Source organism: Roseococcus microcysteis (genome assembly GCF_014764365.1).
Lineage (GTDB): Bacteria > Pseudomonadota > Alphaproteobacteria > Acetobacterales > Acetobacteraceae > Roseococcus > Roseococcus microcysteis.
On record NZ_CP061718.1, the window covers coordinates 1,278,042 to 1,290,564 of the forward strand.

Below are 12,523 nucleotides of genomic sequence, written 5' to 3' on the forward strand. Positions count from 1 at the left end.
CTTACTTCTTCAGCCTCGGGTTCAGAACATCCCGGAGGTGATCGCCCATCAGGTTGATGGACACGATCGTGATCAGCAGCGCGATGCCCGGGTAGAAGCTGATCCAGTAATTGCCGCTCAGCATGTATTCGAACCCGTTGGCGATGAGCAGGCCGAGCGAGGGCTCGGTGATGGGCACGCCGAGGCCGAGGAAGGACAAGGTCGCCTCCAGCGCGATGGCGCGCGCGATCTGAATGGTGCCGATGACGATCAGCGGCGGCAGGCAGTTCGGGAACAGATGCCGGAACAGGATGCGCCGCGTGGGCAGCACGAGGCATTGCGCGGCCTCGATGTATTCGCGCCGGCGTTCCACCAGGGCCGAGCCGCGCACCGTCCGCGCGTAATAGGCCCATTCCACGATGACCAGCGCGATGACGACGTTCAGCACGCCCTTGCCCAGGAAGGCCAGGATCATCAGCGCGGCCAGGATGGTGGGGAAGGACAGCTGCAAATCCACCAGACGCATGATGAAGCTGTCGGTCCGCCCGCCCGCATAGGCCGCCAGCAGCCCGAGCGAGGCGCCCACCAGGCAGGCGATGATGGCCGAGCCGATGCCCACGATCAGCGAGATGCGCAGCCCGTAGATGATGCCCGAAAGCATGTCCCGCCCCTGGTCATCGGTGCCGAGCCAGTGGGTGATGCCCGTGCCGCCGACCTCGCCGGGCGGCAGGCGCCCGTCCATGATGTCGAGCTGCGCGAGGTCATAGGGGTTCTGCGGCGCGATCCAGGGCGCGAAGATGGCCAGCAGGGCGATGGTCACGAAGACCAGCAGCCCGCCGACGGCCACCTTGTTGGCCGCGAATTCGGAGACGAAGCGGCGGAAGGGGGTCTCTTCCTTCGCCGCGACGGGGGCCGATGCGGTGGTGTCGCTCATGCCTTGGACTCCAGCCGCACCCGGGGGTCCAGCACCGAATAGAGGATGTCCACGATCAGATTGATGGTGATGAACATGAGCACGATGACCATGAGGTAGGCGACGATCACGGGCCTATCGAGCACGTTGATGCTGTCGATGATGAGCTTGCCCATGCCCGGCCAGGCGAAGACCGTCTCCGTCACCACCGAGAAGGCGATGGTGGAACCCAGCTCCAGCCCCACCACCGTCACGACCGGGATCAGGATGTTCTTGAACACATGCACGAAGGTGACGCGCGTGGGCGAGAGCCCCTTGGCGCGGGCGAACTTCACATAATCCATCAGCATCGCCTCCCGCACGCCCGAGCGCGTGAGGCGGATGACGAGGCTGATCTTGAACAAGGCGAGGTTGAAGGCCGGCATGGCCAGATGCGCCCAGCCATTGGCCGTCAGGAAGGACCAGTGCAGGCCCAGGATCTGCACCGTCTCGCCCCGGCCCGAACTGGGCAGCCAGCCCAGCTGCACGGCGAAGACCATGATGAGCATGAGCCCCACCCAGAAGGTGGGCAGCGAGAAGCCCAGGATGCTGCCCGCCATGATGACGCGCGAGCCGATGCTCTCCGGCTTCAGCCCCGCATAGAGACCCAGCGGCAGGCCGATCAGCACCGAGAGGAACATGGCCCCGAAGGCCAGCTCCAGCGTCGCCGGCATGCGGTTGAGGATGAGCTGCAAGGCAGGTTCGTTGAACACGAAGCTGCGCCCCAGATCCCCCCGCAGCGCGTTCTGCAGGAAGACCAGGTATTGCTGCCACAGCGGCAGGTCGAGCCCGAGGGCGGCGATGGCGCGCTCACGCTCCATCTGGTCGGCGTCGGGCGAGATCAGGATCTCGACCGGGTCGCCGATGGCATAGACGCCCACGAAGACGATGACGCTCATGGCCAGAAGGACCATGAGCGACTGGAGAATCCGCCGCAGCAGGTAGACGGTCATCAGCGGGGCCGGACGTCCTGGGCGCGCGTCAGCTCATCGGCGCGGGCCTCGTGCTGCAGCGTGTTCCGCATGGCCCAGATGTTGGTCTGGATGTGCAGCGGGATGATGCCGACATCCTCGAGCGCGATGCGCTGCGCTTCCTGCAGGATGGCCTCGCGGCGGGCGTCGTCCAGCTCGACCAGCGCGGCCTCCAGGCGGCTGTCCACCTCGGGGTTGCTGTAGCGGCCGCGGTTGGAGGCGCCCCAGCCGCGGTCGCGGTTGGCGGTGGCCAGGATGTTGCGGACGGGGTGCGAACCCTCGGGGTTGGAGCCCCAGCCGATCAGGAAGGCCGAGAATTCCTGGCGCCCGGCGCGGCCCACGAAGGTGGTCCAGGGCTGCGCCTCGACCGTGGTGCGCACGCCGATGCGCGTCCACATCTGGCCCACCGCCTGCACGATGCGCCCATCATTGGGGTAGCGGTTGTTGGGGCCGTGCAGGGTGATGCGGAAGCCCTCGGGGAAGCCCGCCTCGGCCAGCAGGGCACGGGCGCGCGCGGCGTCCGGCGCCGGCGGCGCGAAGTTCGGGATGTGCGAGAAGACGCCCGGCGGCAGGAACTGCGCGGACGGCGTGGCCGAGCCTTCCATCACGCGGTTCGCGATGGCCGGGCGGTCAATGGCGATGGAGAGCGCCTGGCGCACCCGCAGGTCGCGCAGCGGGTTGCGCGCGATGGGCTGGCCGTTGTTGTCGGTGATGAAGGGCGAAGCATCCTCGCGCATGTGATCCAGGCCGAGGAAGATCAGCCGCAGCCCCACCTTCTCGCTGACCGCGAGGCGGCGGTCGCCGCGCACGCGCGCGAGGTCGGGCGTGGGCACCTGGTCGATGAAGTCCACATCGCCCGAGAGCAGCGCCGCCGTGCGCGCGCCGCCATTGGTGATCATGCGGTAGTTCACCGTGGCCCAGGCGGGGCGGGTGCCGAAATAGCTGTCATTGCGGGCGAATTCGATGCGGTCGCCCATGGTGTGGCTGACGACGCGGAAGGGCCCGGTGCCGATCGCGGCCTGGCCGCTGTTGAACTGCTCCGTGGTCGCGTTCTCGTGCGTCTCGCGGTCCAGGATGAAGATGTTCGTCAGATCCTGCGGCAGCAGGGGCGAGGGGTTCTGCGTGGTGATGCGCAGCGTGTGGCTGTCCACCACCTCCACATTCGTGATCGGCCGGACGAAGGCCGCGAAGGAGGAGGGGCTGTTCGGCACGTTGGGCACGCGCTGGAAGGTGAAGGCCACGTCTTCCGCGGTGAAGGGGTTGCCGTTGTGGAAGGTGACGCCGCGGCGCAGGCGGAATTCCCACACATTGGGCTCGACCGCGCGCCAGCTTTCCGCGAGGCCGGGCTGCATCCGCGCATCGCCATCGGTGTTGATCAGCCGGTCGAAGATCATGCCGGCGGCGGCGTTGTTGGGGGAGAGCTGGTGGTAATGCGGGTCGAGCGAGGTGACCGGGGCCCCCACCGCCATGTTCAGGTTCTGCGCCTGCGCCCCATGGGCCGCCAACGCCATCGCGGCGCCCATGACGGCGCCGGCGGCCAGCTTGCGGCCGCGCGTGTTGATTGCCATTTGCTCTTCCCCACTCAGGTCCAAGCCCGAGGGCTTAGCAGCATCCGCGCGGGGCTGGCCAGACTCGTTTCGCCATATTTCGGCCTCATAGCCGCCCGCCGCTGCAACCAAAGGCCTCCCATGCTATATAGGGTGTCATGACCGATAACGTTACGCCCCCGCCCCGGCTCACGGTGGAGTCCCGCCCGGCCGCCGGCCGCGCGCGCACGCCCAAGGCGGCGGCCAAGGCCGCGCCCAAGGCCAGGCCGCGCCGCCGCTTCCAACTCTTCGGCGGGGTGCTGCGGACGCTGTTCATCGTGGCCGTGGCCGGCACACTGGCGGGCGGTGTGGCGGCCTATGGCGTGTATCGCCAGGTCGAGGCGGACCTGCCCGACTACCGCTGGCTGGCCGACTACTCCCCCCCGCAGATGAGCCGCATCTACGCCTCCGACAGCCGCCTGATGGCGGAGCTGGCGGCGGAGCGGCGGGTCTTCGTGCCCATCGAGGCGATTCCCCGGCAGCTCCAGCAGGCCTTCATCTCGGCCGAGGACCAGAATTTCGAGACGCATTTCGGCGTGGACCCCACGGCGGTGGCGCGCGCGGTGGTCACCAATGTGGAGAACTACCTGGGCGGGCGGCGCATGCTGGGCGCCTCCACCATCACGCAGCAGGTCGCAAAGAACATGCTGGTGGGGGCGGACCGCACCCTGCTGCGCAAGGTGCGCGAGGCGCTGCTGGCCATCCGGCTGGAGAACGCGCTGCCCAAGTCGCGCATCCTGGAGATCTACCTCAACGAGATCTTCCTGGGCGCCCAGGCCTATGGCGTGGCCGCCGCCGCCCAGGCCTATTTCGACAAGGCGCTGGACGATCTGACGCTGAGCGAGATGGCCTTCCTGGCCGCCCTGCCCAAGGCGCCCAACAACTACAACCCGCTGCGCTTCCCCGAGCAGGCGCGCATCCGCCGCGATTGGGTGCTGGGCCGCATGCTGGCCGATGGCGCCATCACGCAGGAGCAGCACGACGCCGCCCGCGCCGAGCCCATCCAGGTCCGCCCCACCCGCCGGCCGGAGGTGGTGCCCGTGGGCCAGCACTTCACCGAGGAGGTGCGGCGCGAGCTGCTGAGCCGCTTCGGCGCCGACCGCACCCAGGGCGGCGGCCTCGTCGTCCGCACCAGCCTCGATCCCGAATTGCAGGCCGCGACGGAAACCGCGCTGCGCACCCATCTGCTGGATTACGACCGCAGGCGCGGCGGCTGGCGCGGGCCGGTGACCAACATCGCCCATGGCCCGACCGAATGGCTGCCCGCGCTGGAGGCGACCCCCCGCCCCCCGGCATGGACCGCGCCTGGCGCCACGCCGTGGTGCTGGAGGTGGCCGAGCGCGAGGCGCGCCTCGGCTGGTTCGAACGCGCCCAGCCCCGCGCCCCGGCCGAGCCCCGCACGGGCCGGCTGTTCCTCGACGAACTCTCCTGGGCGCGGCCGGTCATCGCGGGCACGGGCGGGCAGCCGCCGCGCCTCGGCCCCGCGCCGCGCCGCATGTCGGACGTGCTGAACCCCGGCGATGTGGTGATGGTGGAGCTGGAGGAGGCGCGCCCCGCCCAGGGCCGCACCCCTGCCCGGCCCGAGCGCCTCGGCCTGCGCCAGGCACCGGAGGTGGAGGGCGCCGTCGTGGCGCTCGACCCCAACACCGGCCGCGTGCTGGCCATGGCGGGCGGCTGGTCCTTCGAGCGTTCCTGGTTCAACCGCGCCACCCAGGCGATGCGCCAGCCCGGCTCCTCCTTCAAGCCCTTCGTCTTCCTGCCGGCGCTGGAGGCGGGCATCCCGCCCAACCAGCGCTACCTCGACGCCGAGATCGAGGTGCCTACCGGTGCCGGCGTGTGGCGGCCCGGCAACGCCGATGGCCGCGTGATGGGCTACATGTCCATGCGCCGCGCGCTGGAGCTCAGCCGCAACCTCGCCACCGTGCGCGTGGCGCAGGAGGTGGGGATCGACCGCGTGGCCGAGGTGGCGAACCGCTTCGGCGTGATCGAGAACATGCCGCACTTCCTGGCCATGAGCCTGGGCGCCGGCGAGACCACCGTGCTGCGCCAGGCCGCCGCTTACGCCAGCTTCGTCAATGGCGGCCGGCGCGTGGAGCCGAGCTTCATCGACAGCGTGCAGGATGCGCGCGGCCGCGTGCTCTGGCGCACCCAGGCGCGCGAATGCGTGGGCTGCGAGGCCGGGCCCGAGGCCGGCCCGCCGCAGCTTTCCGACAACCGCCGCGCCATCGTGGACCCCATCGCGGCCTATCAGATCACCTCCATCCTGCAGGGTGCCGTGCAGCGCGGCACGGGCGGGCGGGCGGCGACGGGGCTGAACCGGCCCATCGCCGGCAAGACCGGCACCACCAATGATTTCCAGGACGCGTGGTTCGTGGGCTACACGCCCGACATCGTGATCGCGGTCTGGGTCGGCTATGACGAGCCGCGCACGCTGCGCCGCGCGGGTGAGCCGGGCAATGATGTGGGCGGCGGGCGCCTCGCCGCCCCCATCTTCCGCGATGTGCTGGCCGCGGCCCTGGGCGACAGCCCGCCCGTGCCCTTCCGCGCGCCGCCGGGTGTCGCGCTGGTGCGGCTGCAGCACGACACGGGCCAGACCATCCTGGAGGCCTTCCGCCCCGGCACCGAGAACGCGGCGCGCGACCCGACCGAGGTCTCGGGCATCGGCGCGGGTGCGGCGGAGCGCGTGGACAGCGGGCTGGGCGGGCTGTATTGAACCGCCATGCGCGCTGATGCCACACAATTGCACGAGCAGATCACGGCCTCCGTGTCCCTGCTGAGGAGGCATCTTTGACTGGGATGCCGCAACCGCCCGCCTCGCCGAGCTGAACGCCCGGGCCGAGGACCCCGACCTCTGGAACAAGCCCGACGCCGCGCAGGCCGTGATGCGCGAGCGTGGGCGCCTCGCTGAACAGGTGGAAGGCGTCCAGCGCCTCGAACAATCCGTCAGCGACGCGATGGAGCTGATCGAGATGGCCGAGGCGGAGAATGACACCGCCACCGCCGACGCGCTGGTCGAGGACCTCAAGGGCTTCGCCGCCGAGGCGAAGCGCCGCGAGATCGAGAGCCTGCTCTCGGGCGAGGCCGACCAGAACGACTGCTATGTCGAGGTGAATGCCGGCGCCGGCGGCACCGAGGCGCAGGACTGGGCCGAGATGCTCATGCGCATGTACATGCGCTGGGCCGAGGCGCGCGGCTACAAGGTGACCATCACCGAGCAGTCCGAGGGCGAGCAGGCCGGCATCAAGTCGGTCACGCTGCAGGTCACGGGCCCCAACGCCTATGGCTGGATGAAGACCGAGACGGGGGTGCATCGCCTGGTGCGCATCTCGCCCTTCGACGCGGCGGCGCGACGCCAGACCAGCTTCGCGAGCGTCTATGTCTACCCGGTGGTGGACGACAAGATCGAGATCGAGATCAACCCCGCCGACATCAAGACCGACACCTTCCGCGCCTCCGGCGCGGGCGGGCAGCATGTGAACAAGACGGACAGCGGCGTGCGCTTCACCCATATCCCGACCGGGATCGTGGCGGCCTCGACGCAGGACCGCAGCCAGCACAAGAACCGCGTCATCGCCATGAACATGCTGAAGGCGCGGCTCTACGAGCTGGAGCTGAAGAAGCGCGAGGCCATCAGCGACGCGGCCGAGGCCAGCAAGACCGACATCGGCTGGGGCCACCAGATCCGCAGCTATGTGCTGCAGCCCTATCAGATGGTGAAGGACCTGCGCACCGGCGTGGAGAAGGGCAACCCCGACGCCGTGCTGGATGGCGAGCTGGACGAGTTCATGGCCGCCGCGCTCGCGCAGCGCGTGGGGGCCACGCGCAGCGAGGCGAGCGCCAATTCACAATGAAATGGCTGCGCGCACCCGCCCGCCTGGCTGACGGGCTGCGCGTCTATGCCATCGGCGACGTGCATGGCTGCGTGGAGAAGCTGCGCGCCCTGCACGCCGCCATCCGCGACGACCTGAAGGCCCATCCGACGCGCGGCGCCACGGTGATCCACCTGGGCGACTACATTGACCGCGGGCCGGACAGCGCGGGCGTGATCGAGGCGGCGATGGGCTTCGACGCCTGCCCCGTGGTGAACCTGATGGGCAACCATGAGGCGACGCTGCTCGCGGCCCTCGACGGCGACGCGCCCGCCGCGACCGACTGGATCTATTATGGCGGGCGGGAAGCGCTGACCTCCTGGGGAATGCCGCCCCACGCCCCGCGCGAGACATGGGCCACGGGCATTCCCGCCGCGCACATCGCCTTCCTGCGCGGCCTGGCGCTGCGGCACCGCATCGGGCCCTATTTCTTCGTCCATGCCGGCATCCGGCCCGGCGTGGCGCTGGAGGAGCAGGCGGCGGACGACCTGCTCCGCATCCGCGGCGCCTTCCTCAACAGCGAGGCCGAGCACGGCGCGATCATCGTGCATGGCCACACCCCCGTGCGCGAGCGCGAGGCCGACCTGCGCGAGAACCGCATCAACCTCGACACCGGCGCGGTCTTCGGCGGCCCCCTCACCTGCGGGGTGTTCGAGGAGGACCGGGTGGGGCTGCTCACCGCCTGAGTTTTCGCGCGGCCGATTCACCGCCTCGGCTGCGCCTCGCCGGATCGGACGCGGGTCCAGCGGCCGATTCACCGCCTCGGCTGCGCCTCGCCGGATCGGACGCGGGTCCAGCGGCCGATTCACCGCCTCGGCTGCGCCTCGCCGGATCGGACGCTAGATGCCCTGCCGCAGCACATGCTTCTGGATCTTGCCCGTGCTGGTCTTGGGCAGTTCCTGGAACACCACGCGCTTGGGCACCTTGAAGCCGGGCAGGATGGTGCGGCAATGGGCCATGAGGTCGGCCTCGCTCGCCTCCAGGCCGGGCTTGAGTTCCACGAAGGCGCAGGGGACCTCGCCCCATTTCTCGTCAGGCTGGGCCACCACAGCCGCGACCGCCACGGCGGGGTGTTTGTAGAGCGCGTCCTCCACCTCGATGCTGCTGATGTTCTCGCCGCCCGAGATGATGATGTCCTTCGACCGGTCGCGCAGCTGGATGTAGCCGTCCGGGTACTTCACCGCGAGATCGCCCGAGTGGAACCAGCCGCCGGCGAAGGCCTTGGCGGTGGCGTCAGGCTCCTTCAGATAGCCCTTCATCACGACATTGCCGCGGAACATCACCTCGCCCATCGTCGCGCCATCGGCGGGCACGGGGGTCATGGTGGCGGGGTCCATCACCTCCAGCCCCTCCAGCGGCACATAGCGCACGCCCTGGCGGGCCATGAGCTTCGCCTGGTCGGGCGGGGGCAGCGCATCCCATTCGGCGTGCCATTCATTGGTGACGGCGGGGCCATAGACTTCGGTCAGCCCATAGACGTGCAGCACGCCGAAGCCGGCCTGCTTCATGGCCGCCAGCACCGCCTCGGGCGGGGGGGCGCCGGCGACGACGAAGGTGACGGGGCCGGGCAGGTGCTTGCGTTCCTTCTCGGGCGTCTGGAGCAGGGTGCTCATCACGATGGGCGCGCCGCACATATGCGTGACGCCCTCGCCCGCGATCAGTGACCACATCATGGGCCCGCGCACGGCGCGCAGGCAGACATGGGTGCCGGCCATGGCGGTGATGGTCCAGGGGAAGCACCAGCCATTGCAGTGGAACATGGGCAGCGTCCAGAGATAGACCGGGTGCCGCGCCATCCCCGCCGCCAGCACATTGCCCACCGCCAGAAGATGCGCGCCGCGGTGGTGATAGACCACGCCCTTGGGCTTGCCCGTCGTGCCACTGGTGTAGTTCAGCGCGATGGCGTCCCATTCGTCGCGCGGCAGGGGCCAGGCGAAGTGCGGATCGCCCTGGCGGAGAAAGGCCTCGTAATCAAGCGCGCCGAGGGTTTCGTGGCTGGGCGCCTCGCGGTCATCCACCTCGATGAGGGTGGGCTTCGCATCGCATTGCGCCAGCGCGGCCCGCACCACCGGCACCCATTCGCGGTCCAGGATGAGGGCGCGCGCCTCGCCATGGTCCAGGATGTAGGCGATGGTGGCGGCGTCGAGGCGCGTGTTGATGGTGTTCAGCACGCAGCCCGCCATGGCCACGCCGAAATGCGCCTCGACCATCTCGGGGATGTTCGGCAGCAGCACCGCCACCGTGTCGCCGCGCCCGAGGCCGAGCTTCGTCAGCGCATGGGCCAGGCGCACGCAGCGTTCGCGCAGCTCGCGATAGGTCCGGCGCGTGCCGCCATAGGCAACGGCCACATGCTCGGGGAAGGTCGCGGCCGTGCGCTCCAGGAAGAGCAGCGGCGTCAGCGGCTGGTGGTTGGCGTCCTGGCGCGGAAGGGCGTCGTAGTCGGCGGCGGCCATGCTCAGCGATCCTGCCATGTGGGTTTGCGCTTTTCGAGGAAGGCGCCGATGCCCTCGGCGGCGTCGGCGGCCAGCATGTTCTCGACCATCACCTGCGAGGCGGTGGCGTAGGCCTCCTCCAGCGCGCGGCCTTCCTGGGCGAGGAAGCCGCGCTTGCCCATGCGGATGGTGCGTGCGGAGCGCGCGGCCACCTGCGCGGCGAGGTCGAGCGCGGCACCCCGCGCATCCTCGGCCACGCGGTTGATGAGGCCGAGCGCCCGCGCCTCCTCCGCCCCCACCATGCGGCCGGTCATCAGCATCTCCATCGCCGCCTTGCGCGGCACGGCGCGCGACAGCGCCACGGCGGGCGTCGAGCAGAAGAGGCCGATATCCACGCCCGGCGTGCAGAAGCGCGCGGCGGGCGTGGCGACGGCCATGTCGCAGCTCGCGACCAGCTGGCAGCCAGCGGCGGTGGCGATGCCCTCCACGGCGGCGATGACGGGAACGGGGTGATGCACCACCTGGCGCATGACCTGGGAACAGAGCGCCATGGTGCGGGCGAAGAATTCCTGCCCGCCATCGGCGGCACCGCGCGCGGCGGTCAGCTCGCGCAGATCATGGCCGGCGCAGAAGGCGGGGCCATTGGCAGCCAGCACCACGCAGCGCGCGCCCTCGGCCTCGCGCAGCGCGGCCTCCAGGGCTTCGAGCATGGCGAGGGAGAGGGCGTTGCGCGCGGCCGGGCGGTCCAGCACCAGCAGCGCCACGCCGTCATTGCGGCGTTCGGTGGTGATCATCGCGCCAGCACCTCCTGGATTTCCTGCAGGATCACGGGGTCATCAATGGTGGGCGGCACGGTGAAGGGCTGCCCGTCGGCGATCTTGCGGATGGTCGCGCGCAGGATCTTGCCCGAGCGCGTCTTGGGCAGGCGCGGCACCACGCGGGCGTCACGGAAGGCGGCGACGGGGCCGATGCGCTCGCGCACCAGGGAGACGAGTTCGCGCGCCACCTCGGCCTCCTCGCGCGCGGCGCCGGATTTCAGCACGACGAGGCCCACGGGCACCTGGCCCTTCAGCCCATCGGCGGCGCCCACCACGGCGCATTCGGCGACATCGGGGTGGCTGGCCAGCACCTCCTCCATCGCGCCCGTGGAGAGGCGGTGGCCGGCCACGTTGATGATGTCGTCGGTGCGGCCCATGACCCAGACGAAGCCCTCCGCATCCACCATCCCGGCGTCGGAGGTGTCGTAGAAGCCGGGGAAGGTGGAGAGATAGGCCTCGCGGTAGCGCGCCTCGGCGTTCCAGAGCGTGGGCGCGCAGCCGGGCGGCAGGGGCAGCTTGACCACCAGGGCGCCCTCGGCGCCCGGCGCCACCTGCTGGCCCTGCGCGTCCAGCGCCCGCACCTCGAAGCCCGGAGTGGGCTTGCCGCCCGAACCGGGGCGCGGTTCGAACAACCCGAATTCCCGAAACCCCGCGGTGATGGGCCAGCCCGTCTCGGTCTGCCACCAATGGTCCACCACGGGCTTGCCGAGCTTGGCCGCCGCCCATTCCGCCGTGGGCGGGTCGCAGCGCTCGCCGGCGAGATAGAGCGCCTCCAATCGCGACAGGTCGTGGCGGGCCAGGTGCTCGCCCTCCGGGTCCTCCTTCTTGATGGCACGGATGGCGGTGGGCGCGGTGAAGAGCAGCTTCACCCCGTGCTGGGCGCAGACGCGCCAGAAGGTGCCGGGGTCGGGCGTGCCCACGGGCTTTCCTTCGAACAGCACCGAAGTGCAGCCCGCCAGAAGCGGCGCATAGACGATGTAGGAATGCCCCACGACCCAGCCCACATCGGACGCCGCCCAGAACACGTCGCCCGGCGCCATGCCATAGATCATGGACATGGAGCGGTGCAGCGCCACCGCATGGCCCCCGTTGTCGCGCACGATGCCCTTGGGCTTCCCCGTCGTGCCGCTGGTGTAGAGGATATAGAGCGGGTCCGTCGCCGCCACCTCCACACAGGGGTGGGGGGTGCCGGCTGCTTCCTCCGCCGCGTAGTCGAAGTCGCGGCCGGGGGTGAGGTCGGCGCGCAGCTGCTCGCGTTGCAGCACCAGGCAGAAATCGGGCTTGTGCGCGGCCATGCCGATGGCGGCGTCCAGCAGCGGTTTGTAGGCGATCACGCGCCCCGGTTCGAGCCCGCAGCTCGCCGAGATCACGGCACGCGGCGTGGCGTCGGTGATGCGCGTGGCCAGTTCCGCCGCCGCGAAGCCGCCGAACACCACGGAATGGATGGCGCCCAGCCGCGCGCAGGCCAGCATGGCGATGGCGGCCTCGGGCACCATGGGCATGTAGATCAGCACGCGGTCACCGTGCCGCACGCCGCGCGCGGCCAAGGCCCCCGCCAGCCGCGCCACGCGGGATTGCAGGGTGGCGTAGCTGATATGCTCGACCCGCCCTGTCATGGGGCTGTCGTAGAGCAGCGCCGTCTGCGCCCCACGCCCCGCCGCCACATGCCGGTCCACCGCGTTGTGACAGGTGTTGAGCCGCCCCTCGGGGAACCAGCGGCCATAGAGCCCCTGCCCCGCGTCGAAGGCGCGCGGCGGCGGCACCGACCAGTCGAGGCCGGCGGCCGCCTCCAGCCACCACGCCTCCGGGTCCGCCCGCCATGCGGCATAGGCCGCGTCATAGCCGGACATGTTCTTCCCTCCCGCCCTGTGCCGGGCGCGGGACAGGGTGGCGTTCCGCGTGTTGCTTCGCAAGCG

9 protein-coding genes and 1 pseudogene are annotated in these 12,523 nt (G+C 70.3%); 4 read left to right on the top strand and 6 right to left on the bottom strand.

Features of this window, described 5'->3' with window-relative positions; translation table 11 throughout:
• Position 1: 1 nt before the first annotated feature.
• The 3 genes from ICW72_RS06090 to ICW72_RS06100 are packed head-to-tail and all read right to left on the bottom strand — an operon-like array spanning position 2 to position 3,470.
• Positions 2-913, bottom strand: a complete 912-nt coding sequence (locus ICW72_RS06090; RefSeq protein ID WP_191085400.1) for an ABC transporter permease — start codon at positions 911-913, stop codon at positions 2-4.
• Positions 910-1,884, bottom strand: a complete 975-nt coding sequence (locus ICW72_RS06095) for an ABC transporter permease (protein ID WP_191085401.1) — start codon at positions 1,882-1,884, stop codon at positions 910-912. Before ICW72_RS06095 ends, ICW72_RS06090 begins: the two co-directional genes overlap by 4 nt.
• Positions 1,884-3,470 (bottom strand): ABC transporter substrate-binding protein, encoded by a 1,587-nt coding sequence (locus ICW72_RS06100; protein ID WP_191085402.1) that lies wholly within the window; start codon positions 3,468-3,470, stop codon positions 1,884-1,886. Before ICW72_RS06100 ends, ICW72_RS06095 begins: the two co-directional genes overlap by 1 nt.
• Before the next feature lie 440 nt (positions 3,471-3,910).
• Between ICW72_RS06100 and ICW72_RS20575 the strand changes: the two are divergent.
• The 4 genes and pseudogenes from ICW72_RS20575 to ICW72_RS06115 form a co-directional block, all read left to right on the top strand.
• A pseudogene (locus ICW72_RS20575) lies at positions 3,911-4,423 on the top strand (transglycosylase domain-containing protein); the annotation flags it as partial.
• Positions 4,424-4,782: 359 nt separating this feature from the next.
• The gene (locus tag ICW72_RS20580) at positions 4,783-6,201 is read left to right on the top strand and encodes a penicillin-binding transpeptidase domain-containing protein (protein WP_223880861.1); all 1,419 of its coding nucleotides are present in this window, start codon (positions 4,783-4,785) and stop codon (positions 6,199-6,201) included.
• Positions 6,202-6,207: 6 nt separating this feature from the next.
• Positions 6,208-7,339 (top strand): peptide chain release factor 2 gene (gene prfB / locus ICW72_RS06110; RefSeq protein WP_191085403.1). Its coding sequence is split into 2 segments (ribosomal slippage): positions 6,208-6,276 and positions 6,278-7,339, totalling 1,131 coding nucleotides; the frame shifts between segments, so codons are not numbered across the junction.
• The gene (locus ICW72_RS06115; protein WP_191085404.1) at positions 7,336-8,043 is read left to right on the top strand and encodes a metallophosphoesterase family protein; all 708 of its coding nucleotides are present in this window, start codon (positions 7,336-7,338) and stop codon (positions 8,041-8,043) included. Before prfB ends, ICW72_RS06115 begins: the two co-directional genes overlap by 4 nt.
• Before the next feature lie 153 nt (positions 8,044-8,196).
• Here ICW72_RS06115 and ICW72_RS06120 read toward each other — a convergent pair whose 3' ends face one another.
• Genes ICW72_RS06120 through ICW72_RS06130 form a run of 3 tightly spaced genes read right to left on the bottom strand, consistent with a single transcriptional unit; the run spans position 8,197 to position 12,457 of the window.
• Complete coding sequence (locus tag ICW72_RS06120; RefSeq protein WP_191085405.1) at positions 8,197-9,810, bottom strand: acyl-CoA synthetase; 1,614 nt, start codon at positions 9,808-9,810, stop codon at positions 8,197-8,199.
• A 2-nt stretch (positions 9,811-9,812) separates the two neighbouring features.
• Positions 9,813-10,583, bottom strand: a complete 771-nt coding sequence (locus ICW72_RS06125; protein WP_191085406.1) for an enoyl-CoA hydratase — start codon at positions 10,581-10,583, stop codon at positions 9,813-9,815.
• A complete protein-coding gene (locus ICW72_RS06130; RefSeq protein ID WP_191085407.1) occupies positions 10,580-12,457 on the bottom strand; it encodes an AMP-binding protein in 1,878 nt (625 codons plus the stop codon). The genes ICW72_RS06125 and ICW72_RS06130 overlap by 4 nt, the downstream gene beginning before the upstream one ends.
• Positions 12,458-12,523: the final 66 nt, after the last annotated feature.